Below are 18,876 nucleotides of genomic sequence, written 5' to 3'. Positions count from 1 at the left end.
TCTATCCTTAGATAGGTTCTGGCAAATCATTGGCTAATTGTTCTTTATCAGCGGGAAGCACGGGGTCACGACCATACACATCATCCCAAAAATGTAAGACATCATTTTTATCCACCCAAGCGGTAATGTAAGTCAGATGAATGGGTATCGGTGTTTTTAAATTAATCACCGTAGTACGTCCCGACTCCAAAGCCGCTTTGATAGACGAGGCCGCTTGTTGTAAAGAAGGATCAAGTTTTTCTAAGGCCTCAAGAAATTCAAACGGATTTTCTAAGCGGACACAACCGGAACTAAACAAACGTCGCTCAGCATCGAATAACGCTTTTGAGGGTGTATCATGTAAATAAACTAAATGTGAATTAGCAAATTCAAATTTAATTTGTCCCAATGAATTATAGGGGCCTGGATCCTGGCGTAAAATATAACGTTCAGGATTTTTTTTCACGGCAAGCCAATCCACTGCACGGGGATCTAATTCTTTATTCGGTTGATTCGCTGCAAAGAGTCGAATGTGATTGCGACTCAGATAATTCGCATCGCGCATTGCTTTTGGAATAATCTCTCGGCGTGCAATTCCAGGAGGCACTGTCCAATAAGGGTTTAAAATAATACGGGTCACTTTGGAATTAATTTCAGGTGTTTGTCGCGACGGTTTGCCGACAATAACCCGCGCCGTCAACACCGCATGATGATTTTTAACTAAACGTAAACGGTGATCAGGTACATTAATCCAAATATAAGCAGGATTTGCTAAGCCTATCAACCGTGCCCAACGCTGTAAATTGAATTGAATTTGATGTAACCGTTGTGTCACTGACACATTCAACGCTTGCCGTGTCGTTGCGCCGACTATCCCATCGTCATTTAATCCATGACGTTCTTGAAAGAAAGCAACCCCCTCTTCGACGTGTTCATCAAAATCATTCGGGTTAGCCACATGAGTGCAAGCACTTTCAACCAAATCTTTCGTTGCACATAAGCGCTGACGCAACACCGCAACCGCTGGACCCCGCATGCCTATCGATAATAGTTGATTCGTCTGTAAGCGCGGCCAAGGATGTTGAGCTGCCTGTTGATATACGCCTAATTTTTTTTCCAAACGTTGATACGCGGTTATAGATGACGACTTTGAATCGGTTTGTGCCTGCGTTAATGTCGCGACAGAAAATAGACTGAGCATCAAGCTCACTTTAAATTTCCTTAACTGTAAGTAATGCATTTTGTTATCCTTTTTCATCATAATGAGTCAGCACATACTCCTCTACAATTTGTTGAAATTGTTGCACAATCGTTTCACCGCGCAATGTGGCTATTTTACGCCCATCAGCAAAGACCGGCGCAATCGGATGTTCACCCGTACCCGGTAAACTAATGCCAATATTGGCATGTTTACTCTCGCCCGGCCCATTCACGATACATCCCATCACCGCCAAAGATAAATTTTCTACACCCGTATATTTTTTCGACCAAATCGGCATACGTTCTTTAATATAGCCTTCAACTTGGGTAGCCAATTCTTGGAAATAGCTACTCGTGGTACGTCCACAACCGGGGCATGCGGATACCGACGGCATAAAAGCGCGCCTACCCAGCGCTTGTAAAATCTGTTGGCAAATCACCACTTCACGACGTCTATCACCACCCGGTTCAGGTGTTAATGAAGCCCGAATCGTGTCACCGATACCTTCTTGTAATAACACCGCTAAAGCAGCCGTGGTAGCAACAATCCCCTTTGAACCCATTCCTGCTTCAGTTAAACCCAAATGTATTGCATAGGTGCAACGTGCTGCGAGATTGCGGTGGATGGCTATCAAATCTTGAACCCGACTCACCTTACAGGATAGGACCATCATACTGGCGGGCATACCAATTTTTTCAGCCAACTCGGCACTCAGTAAAGCCGATAATACTAAGGTTTCCTGTAATACTTCTGACGCAGAACGTGGGTGCGCAGACGCTGCATTTTTATCCATCTCACGTAAGCTCAGGTCTTGATCCAAACTACCCCAATTCACGCCTATTCGTACTGGCTTATTATATTTCAGTGCCACTTCGATCATCTGCGTAAATTGGGCATCTCGCTTTTCGCCATAGCCTACATTACCGGGATTAATACGGTATTTATCTAAGGCTTTGGCACAATCCGGATAAGCCTGCAAAAGACGGTGGCCATTATAATGAAAATCACCCACTATCGGCACCGAATACCCCGACTCACGGACTTTATCGCGAATAAAAGGGACTTGGTGGGCCGCTTGCTCCGTATTGACGGTAATTCGAACTAATTCTGAGCCCGATTGAGCTAATTCTATAATCTGCTGGGCCGTAGCCACCGCATTCTCCGTATCGGTATTGGTCATGGATTGAACAACAATAGGTGCTCCGCCACCGAGCTGAACCGAGCCCACTTGAACGGGGGTGCTGATGCGACGTACGACCGGGGTGAGAGGTTCAGATTCGGCCATAGAAAATTTCCTTTATTTTTTGAAAGTACGGATGAAAATAGGAATCTATTGCGGTATACTCTAGCACATTATGAAGTCAAGTGAACCTACTAAAACAAGTCTAAAAGACAACGGAGATAGCCATGAATACTCACTTACAAACACTTTATCAAACACTTCCCATCAACAGTACCGACGCCTATATTGCCCGGTTAAAACAAATCCCGGTATTAAGCGCTGAAGAAGAAACCGAACTCGCAGAACGCTATTACCAACACCAAGACCTGATTGCTGCCAAAAAGCTTATTATTGCTAACCTACGCTTCGTCGTACATATTGCACAAACTTATATGGGTTATGGCTTGGCACTCGCCGATCTGATTCAGGAGGGGAATATTGGTTTAATGAAAGCGGTTAAACGTTTTGACCCTAAAGTAGGCGTGCGCCTGATCTCATTTGCCGTTCATTGGATCAAAGCCGAAATTCAGGAATTTATCTTACGTAATTGGCGCATTGTTAAAATAGCCACTACAAAAGCACAACGTAAATTATTTTTTAATTTACGTAAAATGAAAAAACATTTAGGTTGGTTTAACCAAAAAGAAATCGAAGCGGTTGCGCGCGATCTCGGTGTTAAACCAGAAACCGTGCGTGAAATGGAATCTCGTTTGGCCTCCAACGATATGAGCTTGGATATCAGTCAGGATGACAATAAGGATGCCAACTCCACTCACTATCCACGACTCGATATCCATTTTGAAGATAATCGTTACGACCCAGCTCGTTTACTCGAAGCTAGTGACAGCACCGAGTCCAGTCAAGATCATCTGTATAAAGCGTTGGCCAAATTGGACGAACGAGAACAAAACATTATCCGGGATCGTTGGTTAATTGAACCTAAAATAACATTGCAAGAATTAGCCAATCGTTATCAAGTATCCGCTGAGCGAGTGCGTCAATTAGAACAAAAAGCAATTAAAGCGCTACGTCATGCGATCGAGGAACAAGCGGCATGAAACCCGTAAAAAAAAACCTTAACCCTGATAGAAATTTTGTCAGTGAGATTGATAAATTTCTCACCGCTTTTGATAAACGACATCCTGAGAAGTCAGCGTCACAAGAGCAAGAAATAGCACAATACCAAGCACTGATGATGAAACGTGATATAAAAACTAAAACTCACTCTTGAAGACGTTATCGTTATGTTTCTAGAAATTGAACTTAAACTCCGCATTGCCCCTCAAGATGTTAACCTATTACTACAACATCCTTTATTACAGCTCGCCAGTACGCAAGCGCTCTCCGTAGAACAACTCATCAGCCGTTATTTTGACACTTCCGACCTCGCTTTATGGAAAGAAGGATTGTCGATGCGAGTCCGTGAAGCCGGTGGCCGCACCATACAAACCTTAAAAACAGCGGGTGAGCAGATAGGTGATTTACAACATCGGCACGAGTGGGATCAACCCGTCACACAAAATAGTCCTAATATCGAGCAATTCACTGACCCAAGCTTAATAACCAAGCTAAAAACCATCCTTGGGGATAAGCATTTATTAGAATTGTTTCATACGGACTTTCAACGCAGTTCATGGAGTTTAAATACAGAGGGAACTCAAATCGAATTAGTTTTAGACCAAGGTCTGGTCAAAACCGTCACGAATCAAGCTGTTTTACATGAAATTGAGCTAGAATTAAAACAAGGTGATAGCCAACAACTCTATAAAATAGCCGAACTTCTCAAATCGACCATTCCGCTCAACGTAGAAACGCGTAGCAAGGCAGAACGAGGCTATTTACTCTATAATCATGACAATAAAATGTCATCTAATTATGTATAGTTAATTACCCTCAATTACGGTACTATCACTGCAACTTCAATAAAAACGTTAAATCTATGTTAGAAAATACTGCTACACATAAAAGCCAAAGAGAAAAACTCATTCTGATAGAAGGAGTCACCGAAACTGGCGAAAAATTCAGGCCTAGTGACTGGGCTGAGCGTATGTGCGGTTGTTTGGCCAGTTTTACTAATCGGCGCATGGTGTATTCTCCTCAACTGCGACCCTTGATGGATCATGAAAGCCGCACTAAATGCCTCGTTATCGACCCCAAACTAAAAGAAACTAATCCCGATATTTTTGACTGTATTATGAAATTTGCCGGTGAAAATCGCTTAAAAATCCACGAATCCTACACCGAATCTGAAGAAACAGAATAACTCTTTACTGCAGGCTTATTTTTTGCCTAGACTCTAATCATTTTTTGCAACACATGAGTTACCTAACTACTCATTTTTAGTGTACTGAAATAGATGCTATTTATAAAAACAAATCGATTCTAACTGACAAGTATGGCAAACCGGTTTAGTTTTTTTGCAATGCTGTTTGGCATGCTTAACTATCAGTGCATGGTATTGTTGATACCGATCGACACTTTTTGGTCGCTGTGTTTCAAATAGCTGACGACACTCCTCATACGTCTCGTGACCTTGAATCAAAGCTAAGCGTTGCAATAAACGTCGCGTATACGCATCAATCACAAAAACTGGCCGATTAAAGGCATAGAGTAAGATATCATCAGCCGTTTCGGGGCCTATCCCTTGTACCTTAAGAAATTGTTCACGCAGCTCGGTTGTGCTTAATTGATCTAAGCCGCTGTAATTCCCTTTTTCTAAATACCAACGACAATAATTCTGTAAGCGCTGTGTCTTAATCCGAAAATAACCACTCGGCTTTAAACAGCTTTCTAAATCGGCTGTCGATAGGCTTAAGAGTGCCTGGGGTGTTAAATGCACTCGCTGTTTTAAAAGAATTAACGCTTTTTCCACATTCAACCAATGAGTATTTTGCGTGAGTATTGCGCCGACCATCACCTCAAAAGGGCTGTCTGCCGGCCACCATGCCTGGCGACCGTATTGATTGAGCAGACACTCATAGATACTGAGTAGTTTTTGTTGCGTCACTGACATCACTTAAAAAGTGATTATTCTACGTCTAAGTTCCAAAATAAGCGACCCTGTTCTAGGACAACTGTATTTTTTCTCATGAAAAAATCCCCTTAATTTCTCCCTATTCTAATATTTGCATAAATAGGCTGTTGTCCATTTTTTTCATTATTTCGATCATTCATCTTCTCCAATTCTTCTGAGGGAGGAGGTGGGAAGCCTAAATCAGCCCTTTCTGGCATAAACCAAGAAATTTTTCTAAAACTAGAAAAAGACGGAATATAGCGTACAATTTCGCTACCCTCCAGCTGCTTACTGCCGCTTGTTAGATGATTTGAGGACATTAAGGGTTGCTCTTCAATCGTCCCACTAACCTGTGGAAGAGGATGTAAGCTTCTTAGTTCAACTAATATATTATTCGCTTTGTCATATAAGGAATTAAGCTTTAACTCCAATAAATTCACCTTTATCTTTTTTAAAAGAGCTAACACTTCTATAAATATTTTTTGATATTCTTCATGATTTTCTTGATCTCGATTAAAAAAACTGCTTGGATTCAAACCTTCTCTATTTTTAAGAATTAATAATTCGATATTATTTTTAATCGTTGAAAAGTCTATTTCCAAAAGAGTGTAAGCATCTTTAGAAACTTTACGCTTAATAGCTTCTTTTAAAGCGTTCAGTTTTACTTGGTAGTCTTGTAATTTTTCAACTTCAGAAGGAAGATCCTTTTTTAGACTCATTGAATGAGTAGGAGTTGCTTTTTTTCTTCGATATTGCCAAAAAGAAAGTCCTGCTATCACTAGCGATACCACACCCAAAAAAGCCCCTCCTAATAGTAAACCCGTAGAACTATTGATATCGCTATTATTTTCCTCGCAAGCATCATCATTCATATGGCTTATTTTGTTGGACTTTGATACTAAGGCATTTAAAATTAAACTGGAATTCGATATAAATAGGGTTAACGCGCCTAAAATTGACTCATTAATAACTAATGGCTGGTTTGTAGACCCCTTATTATCAGCAGGATTGTCATTCAGTTGATTAAGCCGATTTTTTAAAACACTACTTACATTGAATGATAAAACAAATTTTTGCATCATAAAACGAAAACAGTCATTTTCGTCAGAATTAATATTTCTAATCCAGCGATTAGAAACATATTCAAGCTCTACATCCAATATTTCCGCTATTCTATTTTCAGTATAATCTAATCTTTTTTTACGTAAGTAATTCTTGATAGAATAAATTTCTAACGCACTTTCAAACCAATGGAAATCTCCCCATGTAATCGGCTGTGGTGTTGTTGCAAGATCATAACGGCTTAAATCATCGATCGATAATACAAAAACAGTATCACTAAACGTCAATTGAATGGGTCCGAATTTTTGAATAAATTTCTTTAACGCTTTATTTTTATTTAAACTTCTTTGATAAAGCTTTGAGATGGCTTTATCTATTCTAATAGAATTAGATGGCGCATCGGATAACATCCCAACGGAACTAAACAATTGATTTTCAATATATTGGCTACAGGTTGATTCGCGATTAAATTTTGATTTCAAAATTTTTGTTAACGCCGCTCGGCTGATTTCACCTTCCCGATTAAAGGATCGTTTTAAATTTTTACTTAAATTAAAGTATTTTCCTAAAACAAACTCTTCAAGAAGGGGTTTTAAAATTTTTTTAGATTCCGGCGAGAGCTCTGCATCATTAATGTAAATCTTTACTATTTTTCGCCCAATAAATTGACCTTCTTTAGAATCAACCAAGCTTTCAATAATCGTCTCTTTTTCCTGAGATAGATTAAGATCAGTGAGTTTGTTATCTAACACATAAATTTCTAACGCACTTTTAAACCAATCATAGTCACTCATTGAAATTGTTTGTCGTGTTTTATCTCTAGAATGGCGGCTTATCTCATCATGGGTTAAGTTAAAAACAGTATCATTAAACACAAATTCAATTGATTTATGCTGAAGAAATTTTAATAATTCTCGATTATTCTTTAAATCCTCTTTATATTGGACTGACAGATCATTGACTCTCGTTTCTTTAATGAGATTATTTGTCTCTCTCAGTGAACAATCATTGATTATTTTATTTAACCAATCATTAAACGTTTCTTCATCCGCTTTCAATCCATCCTTGATATACCCATTGATTTCATGAATAGACGCTTCATTCTGTGCCTTTTTTATTATTTCCTTTAACAAACTAGGATTTTTTTCCAAGATAAAACGAAATAAAGCACTACCAAAATAATACAAATCGCCACCACTTGAATAACTCATGTTAATAATACGTTCTATTTTAGGGAGTCTATCCTGGAAGCTTTTAATATACTCCGCTTCTTCTTTAAAACACTTTTCATTACCTAAAGCATTAGCGGCTCCTTCTACCATCCATGACGGTAAACAATGTAATCCTTGTTGACCCAGTAAGGCATAAAATAAAGCATGCTGAATCTCATGACCTAAATTGCGGAAATTACCCCCTTCTTTAAAAGCTCCATTTCGAGTATCTCCTTTTTGTTGATAAATAAAGGTTTCATGCCATTGTTCGTTATCAGACAAAGGTCGGAAATAAATCAGGGGAAGATCATTTTCAGAAGGGGAACGTACCTGTGCATAGCCGCCACCTGCTGTATTGATCCCCCATAAAGGTCCATACTTAACATATTCCTCCTTTGTTTTAAAAATGTATAATCTAAAAATTTGATCTTTAATTGGTTTTTCAAACTCAATCGTTAGCCTTGTTCTTAATTTCTGTACACGTGAATACGTTGCTGAAATAGCTTGATTAATAATAGCTTTTTCATCTTTTGTCAGCTTTTGATATGAAATAGTCACGTTGAATATCGATTTTTGATAAACATATTCATTAGGAAAAACATATTGTTTATCCACTTTTTTATATAAATGAGTCAATAAGTTTTTTTCAAAATCCGGTAAATTTTTGACATATTCGATATAAGCACATTCTTTAATTTCATTCGCAGTCAAAGAAAAACATTGATGCTCCGTTAATTTAACTATCTTTGAAATATAATTCTTAGTCGTTTGATCCAAAAAGTGGCTTATTTCCTTATTCGCTTTAAAGTCGGTACGTAAGATACGATAAGTTCCTAACACCGTTCGGAAAGAAAAAATAGAATCTGAATCCCAACGACGAATTTCGTTATTCATTTTTTGTAAAGGATCAAAGACTTTTTTAAACGATAAATAATCTCTGTTTATTTTTACATAATGGCTAAAATTAACATTCAACACCCAAAAGAAATTACTAAAATGCCAATCAAGTTGATCGATATTTTTATCTAAGCGAATTCTAGAGTCTACAATTCGTTCAGCATATTCGGTGATCAGTGATAAAACCTTTTCGTCCCAATTTTCATGCTTCACTCTCAAAAAAATATTAAAACGTTCATACAACATTTTAAGATCATCAATATTCAAAAAATCATAGGTATTATCTGTTAATTCAGTTTCGGTTAATGAAAATAGTGTATTTTTTTCTTTATCCGTTAAGGTTTTAATTGCATCCGTTGAAAAAGCGGCTTTTAAAAATTTAAAAAAAATGGAGCGTTTAATTTTTTTATTGGATGAATGAGTAGATTGCGAATATTCAACGATCAATGATCCTATATTATCAAAAAATTTATACCAATCTGTTTCTGTCGCTGTCAGAAGATCAGTAAGCCCTTTTTTTTCCTGATAATTGAGTTTATTTTTAATTCTTATGCCAGGCATGCAAAACCCCCTTTATATTTGTATAAAAATAAGTGTGATCACTTAATCTTCAAATAATTTTTTTCTTATAGGGATTCCGTGTTTTAACTACGCTTGGGAAAACCTCACTGATTAAGCTTAACCCTTTCGATCAAAAAATATTTAAGACCCGATCAGACGAATACAGTGTCAGCATAGGTAGCGAATCTTAAGGATTTCTTAAGTTTGACTTATGTATTAAAGTAATTGATAACAAAATTATTATTCATACACTTTTAATCTTAGTCTGCTAAGAGGGTTAGGGTAGTTTCTTTTGTAAATCAAAAATATTTATTATATAAAAAGTAACTTTATTTTGGGGTTAAGGATCTCTTAAGCTTTTCCATTTACGATGAGGATCATTTTTTTACTTTTTTTATAGGTGTTAAATGACAGCTAACTCTTCGATTATTGATGACATCCTTGATGGAACCTTTACTAAAGAAAAATATCCCCGCTTAACTGACGAAACTATTTTTAAACTAGCGATAGATGATATTCTATTAGAATCGAGCAGGATTAAAAATCATCCAAATCAACGTACAATAGACAACGATTCTAAATGCTCTTCTGATTCTAATTCTGATGAAAAAAATAGTTGTATCCATTCTGACTTGCAAAAAAATTTAGAAACAGGCGGTCTTAATAGTTTATTAAACTTCTTAACAAAACATATAGCTAATAAAACTAATATGGCTAATGAAGAAAAAAAGAAATTAATTTCCTTAGTTAATCATTTTAGCACGCTGTATGAGGTTAAAATAACCGATGAAAATAGCAAATTTTCTGAAAATGATATTGTCACGTCTTCAAGTTTTCTGAAGTTTGTAACCAATTTACTACACATCTATAACATTTCAGCGTTTGCAGCGCCTGAGCTTATACATCAAAAAGGTGAAAATAATTCAATCAGTATTACATCGGGTGATCCGCAAGGAATCGATACATTGGTTACAGATACAAGTAAACTGAGTGAAACTGTCATACAGAAATTAAATTCTCAGAATTATACTGCTAATAAAGAAAACATAATGGATTTTCTTGAAAGCTTAGGTCAGTTTGGTTTTAAGCTCAAAATAAAAGAGGAGTTTCAAGGTGTTCACGATAAAATTCCTGAACTAGCGTCTAAGATTATTCATTCAAAAACGTTAAGTAATTTTAATACTGAAGATAAAGAACTGGCAGGTTATACTTTTCTAAATGAATTTGATGATAAAAATGAAGCGGCTATACAATCGGATTGCCAGGATTTATTAAACCTTGCTAAATGCTCTCGACCCATGACGGAAAATATTCAACTTTTTCAAAGCATAACTCAGGGAAATTACTCTAATAAAAAACCGTCTTTCACCCATTTTGAACAAGTTGAAAACGAAATATATAAAAATATCCATACACTTGATCGCATGCAATCTATTCATATTTTGGTTTTCTTAAACAATGTGTTAAAAACCAATAGAGAATTTACATTTAACTTTCTCAAGTTAGGTTCTATTGCTTTTAATATGATAAAAAATTTAATTAACGACCTAGAGGAAAAAAACAATCTGGATTCCAGCTTTGCTCAAGCTGAAAAAAAGTTAACTTCTTTTCTATTTAACATCATAAAAAATAACAATAATAGTCAAGAGTTACATAGTCAAATTCATATTCTAAAGCAATTTGGCAAGTTATACGAAGCGATTATCCTTAATAATTCGTCGGACTTAAAGAGCCTCAACGATACCATAGGTAATCATTTATTTAGTATTTTAGCTCGAAATATTGATAGAAAAGAGGCTTTGGAAACAGGCTATCACGATTTTATAGATATCATTCAAAGTGTAAATAAAGTGTGTAGCAAAAATCCTGCTGCTTGTAATATGCCAAAAATATTAACTTTATCATTTAAATGCTTGGGTCACATATACCATAAAAAATCGGTTAATTATAAGACCGAAGCGGTAGCAGCAGCTTCTAAACTTATTAAATCGAATTCTGACAAGCTAGACTCTCATCAATTAAATGATGCGGTATCCTTTTTTTTCAAACCAAATATTACTCAGCGCGATTTAAACAGTAAATGTAAACGACTATTCGGCTTAACGGGCTGCCGACCAGCAAGCTTAATAAATTTAGATAGCCAGATTGAAAATGAACCCTCTAACGATGTGATTGCAACCACTTTAAGACCCAAAGATTCAATTATAGTTCCCCCTCAGATAACTGCTATTCCGGTTAATACAAATGAAACGTTACAGACATCTAATAGTACGATCGCACCTCTCATCACTATGGCTACACACGGTCAAGCTGAAAAACCTTCCGTACAATTTGATAATAGTACGCTGACAGAAAACTCGACTGCTCTTACGAATTTAGATCATCGCGCTCATACCCCGCAAGTTACCTCCTCTGCAATCGAATTCGGCGCATCGGCAGCCCATGGAGCCGGATCGGGTATATTAAACGGCATCATCCAATATTTTGCTGTTAAGTATTCTCAACAAGAAGAACAAAAATCGACAACAAAAGCGATACTTCTCTATAGCAGCCTGTTTGCTCATGCATCACTTGCTGCCACGTTTCCATTGATACTATTTCAAATAAAAGAATCTATTAATCAAGGTAATGAAGAAGAGGCACAGCAGTTGTGGAACAACCTGCTATTACAAGCACTTCCCACTTTTATTAGTAGCGTTGGTTTCAGTCTAGGTTTGCAACTAATCAATGAATTTACGCAGCTGTTATCAAATCGATTCAAACTAAGATCAATCGCACAAAATACGCTTCCTCTTGTTGGAACGGCTGTCAGCGTGATAAAAAATCCGCTGGCTACCGGTATTCAAATCGGCACATCCATTACAGCAAGTTCACTCACGTATTTTGGCCTGAATCGGCTCTTTCCTGCCAAGCATCGGCATTCTGACCTAGAAGCAGCTGAGGTAACGAAAAGCTTTGAAATGGAGCCACTCAATACAGAAAAAGGGGTTATAGCCATTAATGGAACAATTGCAGAAACAGAAACTCTTGAAAAAACCTATCAATATATAACAGAGGAAAATTTTATTCAGATAAAAAAACAATCAGAAGAAATCTTAAGCAAACTTGAGAACCTGGTTCACTCATTGAATGAAAACATAGAAAAAATTCGAGCTAAAATAGATTCTGACACCATTCCCACTGTAGCAGACACCTATCAAAAAATCATAGAAGATAAATCTAAGGTATTACAAATAATACAACGGGAACGAGATTTCTGTCGTCTAGAAGTTAGTTTTTTACAAGATAATCATAGTAATGCTTACAAAAAATATAGGATTGAAACTAAACATACTTCAGAACAGAAAAAAGAAACAAAAGCCCTCTATACTTCTGCAATGGAAAAATTAGGCAATGTATTTAAGCGAATGGAACCCATGTTTAATAACATGAAGAGCAATTTAGGCAGAGCGGAGGGTTACATTATAGCTGCGAGTAACAGCTTTGCTGGTAGTGATCAAACTAAAGATTATTTAAATGAGATAATGGGGCAGATTCAATTTCCCTTGAGTCTAACTAAGCTTTATCTTAACACTTATAGTACATCACAGGCAGCTGAACAAGGAGAAAAACGTGGTGCGAAAAAAGCTTTAAGTAACCAGAAATTTTTTCAAAAAATTTCTGCGGAAAGTAATATGTCAAACCATCAACGTCCTACAAGAACTAGACAGTTTTCTGATAATCGCTGTCAATCCGCTTCAGATTCTAAAACACATTCTTCTAGTTCTGAAGAAAGTTCAGTCATCTCAACAGGAAGCTCAAAAGACAGTGAAAACGCTCAGATATTTCGCTCATTATTAAACTCATAATAGAGGTAAATAAAAAAGCCTGCAATGCAGGCTTTTTTTCGTCTATCGATTTAGCCCTGCAAAATATTTCGATAATCAATGGCAAGTTTTTTCAAGTCCAGTTTATTAAAAAACAGGGAAAAACACATCCAACAACTTAATGCGGCTAAATCACGAAACTGATGCGGCATAAAATGCGGTTTAACCAGTAATCCCTCTTCAAGTAAATGGGCTAATAAGCGTTGATCTTCTAAACTAGTTTTACCGACAAATAACAAATCAACTCTATCCACTAAACCTTGCTCAACCGCCAAACGGAGATAATTATAGATTAGAATAAAACCTTTAGTGTAAACTAAATCTTTCGTAAACGGGCCTAAATTCGGTAAACTACCCCGAAAAATCCTGACGCTGCTTTTATAACTTTCTTCCGGCGTATGCGCTTGTTCTAGAAAAAAATTAAACACTTGCAGAAAATCAGCGCCCTCTTCCGCCATGGCAATCCCGGTGACACGATCCGTTAATTTCTTAATCCGCATGGGTGAGGAAACAAAAAGAAATAATTCCGTGATGATCGCCAGGCCTTCTTGATTGGCAATCGCCGAAGGCGGACCTTTGCTGAGAAAAGTACATATCGGTTGCCGCATCCCATTCAGTGTGGTACCCATGTGTACCCACCCCTCATGCACTTCTAAAATTCGTAAATCACGCTCACTGAATAAGGCATCCTTGCGTACCTTGATCCGTTCTGAACCGGCCGCCGCATCGGCGACAATCCCATCACTGACTATCACCCAATCTTTTGCTTTACCTGCATGTTTAAAATACACTGATAAACGTCGATTCAGAATTTCTATCGCTTGTTGGCTGTCATAACGTTTCTCATCCAGTTCATTTTGGGTTTTGTCTTTAATATTCATCAGTGCTTGTGAAACGACGGGTACTAAATCCTTTAAGCGCGGTGCATTCACATAAAAAGCATCATCGGCACTGCCATATAATTCTTTGGATAAGGCACTAAACTCAGGGGTACCACGCGCCATCAATAAATTCAACAAATCCTGATATTCTCGACACATGCGCAACATAATACGACCGATCGAACTGAATTGGCCAACTTCGCGATTAATATCCCGTTCTAAAATTTGAAATTCTTCGCGTTTTTTACAGATATCAAACGACAAACTATTTTTCTGATAATATTCCGCATTGACTTTGGGTAATTGTTTGCATTTCTTTTTAAAAAAATCGGCTTGTATTTCGGGCCCCCATTTAATGCTTTCTAAAATTTTTATCGCATCTTGTGCTTGCACGATACGATCCGATAATTCACGTAATCGTGCGCGATACGCCTTTTCATTACTTTTCATGGGATCCCTTACTCCATTCGTTAATGGGACGTTGCGCCAAACTTGCTAGCAATTTCACTTGTTCAGCTGAATCATTCAATGCGGGAATGTAATTAAAACGTTCACCGCCAGCAGCTAAAAACAGTTCTCGATAACGTTTAGAAATCTCTTCCAAGGTTTCTAAACAATCGACTGCAAATCCAGGACAAATGACGCTGACATTTTTTATGCCACGTGCCGGAAGTTCTTGTAACACCACATCGCAATATGGTTTTAACCACTGGGCTGCACCGAAACGCGACTGAAACACCACTTGATAATCATCCACAGATAACTGTAAGCGTTCTGCTAGTAATCGTACCGTCATAAAACAATGTTGTTGGTAAGGATCACCTTTTTCGATGCACCGTTGTGGTAAACCATGAAAAGAAAACAGTAAATAGCTGTTTTTAGTTGGTTCTGTTCGCTGTGCTTTAAGCTTATTGGCCAGCGCTTCAATATACAGTGGATGATCAAAATAGGATGCAATAAAATTTAGATTCGAAACAACACGTGACGTTTGAAAAAATTCACTGCTTTGATCCCAACAACTTGCGGTGGTGACCGCGGAATACTGCGGATATAACGGTAAAATGGTGATAGATGAGACATCCGCAGCGAGTAATTCCTTGAGTGCAGCGTGAATACTCGGTTTACCATAACGCATAGCAAACACTAATTTGTATTCTTTACCTAAATTAGTTTGAACTTTGTCTGCTAAACGCTGTGTAATCACCGCTAACGGTGAACCTTCGTCCATCCAGATACTTTGATACAGTTTTGCTGAACGTCGTGCACGTATGGGCAAGATGACTAACTTCAACAATGGCTGCCAGAGCCACGCCGGTACTTCCACCACGCGTCTATCACTTAAAAATTCGACTAAATAATCACGCACCGCTTTGGGCGTCGGTGCGGACGGCGTCCCTAAATTAATGAGTAATACGCCGGATTTCATGTACGGATGCCCTTACCACGGTTCAGCAAATTAAGGTTAATAAAAAATAATACGACACAACTACAAAATATGATCATTAAGGCCGAGATGACCGGAATATCACTAATACCTAATAAGCCATAACGAAAGCTATTCACAATATACAAAATCGGATTAAACAAGGATAAATGCCGCCAAAAGCTTGGTAATAAATCAATGGAATAAAATATACCACCGAGATAAGTCAATGGCGTTAACACAAATGTCGGTACAATAGAGACATCATCAAAGGTCTTGGCAAATAAGGCGTTGGTAAAACCCGCTAGCGAAAATAAAATAGCGGTCATTGGTACAATAGCCAACAACACAAAAATATTAGTAACATGTAACTGCGTAAAAAATAAGGCTAAAACGGTTACTAATAAACCGACCAATAAGCCACGTGCAACCCCTCCTGCAACAAATCCGACTAAGAGTAAATAATTTGGCAACGGTGCAACAATCAGCTCTTCGATACTGCGTTGAAAACGCATGCTAAAAAAGGAAGTCACCACATTGGTATACGCTGCGGTGATTACTGACATCATGATTAAACCCGGTGCAATATATTGCATATAGCTATAACCTTCGATATTACCTAAACGTTGGCCAATCAAATTTCCAAAGATTAAAAAATACAACGTCATCGTCACCAAGGGTGGTAATAAGGTTTGCACCCAAATACGCAAAAAACGTTTAATTTCTTTGCGTAACAAACTAATAAATGCGATCCAGTAGACTTTTGCTTGCATAATAATTAATCTTTTTTAATTTGTCTCACTTTAGCTTGGCTTGATTCAATGATTGAAACTTTATTCGCTCTATTATTTATTTTTATTGGCAGCAATCAAATTCAAAAATAATTCTTCTAAACGATTCGCTTTATTGCGTAAACTGGTCACTTCAATATGATGTCCTTCTAAAAATCCAAACAAATTATTCAGTGATTGTTCTTTAGCGACATCGACTTCTAAGGTCACATTATCTAATAAACGCATTCCAAATGGCGATTGTGGTAATTCAACTAACGGTTTTTTTAAATCAAACACAAAGGTTTCCATATTTAAAGTCGCTAATAACTGTTTCATGCTGGTATTTTCTATAATGCTACCTTTATCAATAATGGCGATGTTTTTGCATAGATATTCTGCTTCTTCTAAATAATGCGTTGTTAAAATGATAGTAATACCTTGTTGATTAATGCTTCGCAAAAATTCCCACATTGAACGCCGTATTTCAATGTCGACACCGGCAGTAGGCTCGTCTAATATCAGCAAGCGCGGTTGATGCACTAAGGCGCGAGCTATCATCAAGCGACGTTTCATACCGCCCGAAAGTTGCATAGAAATTTGATTGCGTTTATCCCACAAATCTAATTTTTTTAAATACCGTTCCGCGCGCTGTTTTGCTAAACGCCTGGGCACACCATAATAACCGGCTTGATAAACAATCACGTCGATCACTTTTTCGAAGATACTAAAATTAAGTTCTTGCGGCACGATGCCGATACAGGATTTAGCGGATTCTAATTCGTTATCAATACTATGTCCGAAGATTTTAACTGTCCCTGCCGTCTTATTAATGAGTGAAGCGATAATACCGATGGTAGTCGATTTTCCAGCACCATTCGGACCCAACAATGCAAAAAAATCGCCTTCCTCAACAGTGAGATCGATGTTTTTAAGCGCAACAACTCCATTCTTATAGATTTTCCTGAGACCTTGGATGCTCAATGCTTGCATAAGTTTAATAGCACTTTAAAATAAATAAAATTTTAGCTTAAATAATAATGACTTCTTTTCATAAGCCTTTATTAATTAACCACTACGAGTATAACATGGCCAACACGCTACCTTTCCCTACTGATCGCCTAGCCAAATTGTTGTTACCCGGTCCCGCTGGGCAACTTGAAGTAATGATCACCTCGCCTGAAATACCACGAAATCCACCGACCCTTGTGGTTATTTGCCATCCACACCCTTTGTTTGGCGGCACCCTACACAATAAGGTCATCTATACCTTAGCGCGTTGCTTTAACAGCATAGGGCTTGCTGCCGTACGTTTCAACTTCCGCGGTGTCGGTCTAAGCCAAGGTGAATATGACAACGGCAACGGCGAAACCGACGATTTATTGGCCATACTCACCTGGTTGAAAGAAAGTTGTCCTGAGCGAGCGATATGGCTCGCGGGTTTTTCTTTTGGTGCTTATGTAGCGGCACGCGCCGCAAAGGTTTGGCCTGCGAAACAATTGATTTGTGTTGCACCCCCTATTGAAAATTTTCCTTTTAAAGAACTTCCCCCTTTTCCTTGTCCTTGGATACTGGTACAGGGTGATGAAGATGAAGTCGTCTCACCTACCGCGGTATTTTCTTGGGTAAACTCCTTAGAACACCCTCCAGAAGTGATTAAAATTCATGGCGCGACACATTTCTTTCATGGCCATCTCATAGAATTACGCGATTGCTTAGCCACTCTATTAAATAAAACTCATTAATGACACCTTTAACTGCTTACCAACAACAAGTATTACATCAAACTTTGGAAGAGGATGCACAACAAGCCTTAGCCATGCAACAATTTCAAGCCGTGTATCATGCAATCATCACACCCAGAAAATGGCTAGGCAAAAAAAAACCTATCCAAGGATTGTATGTATGGGGCGATGTCGGGCGAGGTAAAACCTATTTAATGGATTTGTTTTATAATCATTTACCGGTTGCTAAGTCTCGCTATCATTTTCATCAATTTATGCATCGCATCCATGCAGAGCTCGCACAACTGCAGGGAACCTCAAATCCATTAAAGCCTATTGCTAAACGTCTACGTAAAGAAGCTCACGTTATTTGCTTAGATGAGTTTTTAGTCCATGAAATTGGCGATGCGATGTTGCTCACGCAATTGTTAAAAGCCTTATTTTCCGAAGGAATTGTATTAGTCACTACTGCCAATACATCCCCTGACAATTTATATGCGAATGGCTTGCAACGAGAACTATTCTTACCTGCCATTAGTTTAATCAAAAAACATCTACGTATTTTTCATTTAGAAAGTGCCATCGATTATCGGCGTAATCATTTGGCCCAAGCAGAAAATAGCCCCGTGTGGGTCATGAAGCCATCACAAGTACACGCGTTATTTAATGAGTTAAGCAAAAAAGCGCCTGTTAATTATCAAGCACTAATGATTAATGGTCGTCTGATTTCACATTTAGGTTGTACCGAGCGATTAGTCTGGTTTGACTTCAGCTCCCTTTGTGCGATACCGCGCAGCCAATTGGATTATTTAGTCATTGCTCAACGTTTTTCAACTATTTTGATCAGTGACGTCAAACCTATCGGTGAATATGAAGATAATCTTGCCCGATTATTTATTCATTTAATTGATATTCTTTATGATGCCCATAGCCAGCTTATCCTCACCTCGGCATACCCTATCGAGAATATTTATGCTAAGGGCCGACTAAGTGTTGAGTTTGAGCGAACAAAAAGCCGCTTAGCTGCTTTTAAAGAAAAATGGCTCAATAATCATTAATCTTTTTA

General features: G+C 37.8%; 15 protein-coding genes. 7 read left to right on the top strand and 8 right to left on the bottom strand.

Annotated elements, in window-relative coordinates; genetic code table 11:
- Window positions 1-7: 7 nt before the first annotated feature.
- On the bottom strand, window positions 8-1,219 hold the full coding sequence (locus A1D18_RS02010; protein ID WP_171910806.1) for a L,D-transpeptidase family protein: 1,212 nt from the start codon (window positions 1,217-1,219) through the stop codon (window positions 8-10).
- Between the two features lie 4 nt (window positions 1,220-1,223).
- The gene (gene ispG / locus A1D18_RS02005; RefSeq protein ID WP_071662156.1) at window positions 1,224-2,465 is read right to left on the bottom strand and encodes a flavodoxin-dependent (E)-4-hydroxy-3-methylbut-2-enyl-diphosphate synthase; all 1,242 of its coding nucleotides are present in this window, start codon (window positions 2,463-2,465) and stop codon (window positions 1,224-1,226) included.
- Between the two features lie 122 nt (window positions 2,466-2,587).
- Here ispG and rpoH point away from each other — a divergent pair, with 122 nt between their 5' ends.
- From rpoH to A1D18_RS01990, 4 genes are read left to right on the top strand one after another with little or no spacing between them, the layout of a single operon-like run.
- Entirely contained in the window at window positions 2,588-3,460 is an 873-nt protein-coding gene (gene rpoH, locus A1D18_RS02000; RefSeq protein WP_071662155.1) for an RNA polymerase sigma factor RpoH, read from the top strand.
- Window positions 3,457-3,633, top strand: coding sequence for a CBU_0585 family protein (locus A1D18_RS06840; RefSeq protein ID WP_171910805.1), 177 nt, complete (start codon window positions 3,457-3,459; stop codon window positions 3,631-3,633). Before rpoH ends, A1D18_RS06840 begins: the two co-directional genes overlap by 4 nt.
- A gap of 13 nt (window positions 3,634-3,646) precedes the next feature.
- Complete coding sequence (locus A1D18_RS01995) at window positions 3,647-4,285, top strand: CYTH domain-containing protein (protein ID WP_071662154.1); 639 nt, start codon at window positions 3,647-3,649, stop codon at window positions 4,283-4,285.
- Window positions 4,286-4,341: 56 nt separating this feature from the next.
- Window positions 4,342-4,665: a DUF3579 domain-containing protein gene (locus A1D18_RS01990; RefSeq protein WP_071662153.1), complete on the top strand. Its 324-nt coding sequence runs from the start codon at window positions 4,342-4,344 to the stop codon at window positions 4,663-4,665.
- A 96-nt stretch (window positions 4,666-4,761) separates the two neighbouring features.
- Here the strand turns inward: A1D18_RS01990 and A1D18_RS01985 are convergent, their stop codons facing one another.
- Both A1D18_RS01985 and A1D18_RS01980 read right to left on the bottom strand, forming a co-directional pair.
- The gene (locus tag A1D18_RS01985; protein ID WP_071662152.1) at window positions 4,762-5,415 is read right to left on the bottom strand and encodes an endonuclease III domain-containing protein; all 654 of its coding nucleotides are present in this window, start codon (window positions 5,413-5,415) and stop codon (window positions 4,762-4,764) included.
- Between the two features lie 89 nt (window positions 5,416-5,504).
- Window positions 5,505-9,146: a hypothetical protein gene (locus tag A1D18_RS01980; protein WP_071662151.1), complete on the bottom strand. Its 3,642-nt coding sequence runs from the start codon at window positions 9,144-9,146 to the stop codon at window positions 5,505-5,507.
- A 407-nt stretch (window positions 9,147-9,553) separates the two neighbouring features.
- On the opposite strand from A1D18_RS01980, the gene A1D18_RS01975 reads away from it, so the two are divergent.
- Window positions 9,554-12,994: a hypothetical protein gene (locus A1D18_RS01975; protein ID WP_071662150.1), complete on the top strand. Its 3,441-nt coding sequence runs from the start codon at window positions 9,554-9,556 to the stop codon at window positions 12,992-12,994.
- Window positions 12,995-13,044: 50 nt separating this feature from the next.
- Here A1D18_RS01975 and A1D18_RS01970 read toward each other — a convergent pair whose 3' ends face one another.
- The 4 genes from A1D18_RS01970 to A1D18_RS01955 all read right to left on the bottom strand — a co-directional run bounded on the left by A1D18_RS01970 (window position 13,045) and on the right by A1D18_RS01955 (window position 17,079).
- Entirely contained in the window at window positions 13,045-14,343 is a 1,299-nt protein-coding gene (locus A1D18_RS01970) for a flavohemoglobin expression-modulating QEGLA motif protein (protein WP_071662149.1), read from the bottom strand.
- Window positions 14,333-15,319 carry a ferrochelatase gene (gene hemH / locus A1D18_RS01965; protein ID WP_071662148.1) on the bottom strand — a complete coding sequence of 329 codons (987 nt, stop codon included), beginning with the start codon at window positions 15,317-15,319 and terminating at the stop codon, window positions 14,333-14,335. The genes A1D18_RS01970 and hemH overlap by 11 nt, the downstream gene beginning before the upstream one ends.
- On the bottom strand, window positions 15,316-16,089 hold the full coding sequence (locus A1D18_RS01960; protein WP_071662147.1) for an ABC transporter permease: 774 nt from the start codon (window positions 16,087-16,089) through the stop codon (window positions 15,316-15,318). Before A1D18_RS01960 ends, hemH begins: the two co-directional genes overlap by 4 nt.
- A gap of 72 nt (window positions 16,090-16,161) precedes the next feature.
- Window positions 16,162-17,079, bottom strand: a complete 918-nt coding sequence (locus A1D18_RS01955) for an ABC transporter ATP-binding protein (RefSeq protein ID WP_071662146.1) — start codon at window positions 17,077-17,079, stop codon at window positions 16,162-16,164.
- 47 nt (window positions 17,080-17,126) lie between these two features.
- On the opposite strand from A1D18_RS01955, the gene A1D18_RS01950 reads away from it, so the two are divergent.
- A complete protein-coding gene (locus tag A1D18_RS01950; RefSeq protein ID WP_245756768.1) occupies window positions 17,127-17,831 on the top strand; it encodes an alpha/beta hydrolase in 705 nt (234 codons plus the stop codon).
- Window positions 17,831-18,868, top strand: coding sequence for a cell division protein ZapE (gene zapE, locus A1D18_RS01945; RefSeq protein WP_071662145.1), 1,038 nt, complete (start codon window positions 17,831-17,833; stop codon window positions 18,866-18,868). The genes A1D18_RS01950 and zapE overlap by 1 nt, the downstream gene beginning before the upstream one ends.
- The last annotated feature ends 8 nt before the right edge of the window (window positions 18,869-18,876 follow it).

This window comes from Candidatus Rickettsiella isopodorum, assembly GCF_001881495.1.
In the GTDB taxonomy this organism is placed as follows: Bacteria; Pseudomonadota; Gammaproteobacteria; order Diplorickettsiales; family Diplorickettsiaceae; genus Aquirickettsiella; species Aquirickettsiella isopodorum.
The sequence above is the reverse complement of the archived record's forward strand: the minus strand, read 5'-3'. Positions and strand labels throughout refer to the sequence as shown.

Bases quoted from the DNA above. Each gene is read 5' to 3' on its own strand.
- A1D18_RS01955 (WP_071662146.1), bottom strand. From the start codon at position 17,079: ATGCAAGCATTGAGCATCCAAGGTCTCAGGAAAATCTATAAGAATGGA.
- ispG (WP_071662156.1), bottom strand. From the start codon at position 2,465: ATGGCCGAATCTGAACCTCTCACCCCGGTCGTACGTCGCATCAGCACC.
- A1D18_RS02010 (WP_171910806.1), bottom strand. From the start codon at position 1,219: ATGCATTACTTACAGTTAAGGAAATTTAAAGTGAGCTTGATGCTCAGT.
- A1D18_RS01985 (WP_071662152.1), bottom strand. From the start codon at position 5,415: ATGTCAGTGACGCAACAAAAACTACTCAGTATCTATGAGTGTCTGCTC.
- A1D18_RS06840 (WP_171910805.1), top strand. From the start codon at position 3,457: ATGAAACCCGTAAAAAAAAACCTTAACCCTGATAGAAATTTTGTCAGT.
- A1D18_RS01995 (WP_071662154.1), top strand. From the start codon at position 3,647: ATGTTTCTAGAAATTGAACTTAAACTCCGCATTGCCCCTCAAGATGTT.
- rpoH (WP_071662155.1), top strand. From the start codon at position 2,588: ATGAATACTCACTTACAAACACTTTATCAAACACTTCCCATCAACAGT.
- A1D18_RS01975 (WP_071662150.1), top strand. From the start codon at position 9,554: ATGACAGCTAACTCTTCGATTATTGATGACATCCTTGATGGAACCTTT.
- hemH (WP_071662148.1), bottom strand. From the start codon at position 15,319: ATGAAATCCGGCGTATTACTCATTAATTTAGGGACGCCGTCCGCACCG.
- A1D18_RS01950 (WP_245756768.1), top strand. From the start codon at position 17,127: ATGACTTCTTTTCATAAGCCTTTATTAATTAACCACTACGAGTATAAC.
- A1D18_RS01960 (WP_071662147.1), bottom strand. From the start codon at position 16,089: ATGCAAGCAAAAGTCTACTGGATCGCATTTATTAGTTTGTTACGCAAA.
- zapE (WP_071662145.1), top strand. From the start codon at position 17,831: ATGACACCTTTAACTGCTTACCAACAACAAGTATTACATCAAACTTTG.
- A1D18_RS01970 (WP_071662149.1), bottom strand. From the start codon at position 14,343: ATGAAAAGTAATGAAAAGGCGTATCGCGCACGATTACGTGAATTATCG.
- A1D18_RS01980 (WP_071662151.1), bottom strand. From the start codon at position 9,146: ATGCCTGGCATAAGAATTAAAAATAAACTCAATTATCAGGAAAAAAAA.
- A1D18_RS01990 (WP_071662153.1), top strand. From the start codon at position 4,342: ATGTTAGAAAATACTGCTACACATAAAAGCCAAAGAGAAAAACTCATT.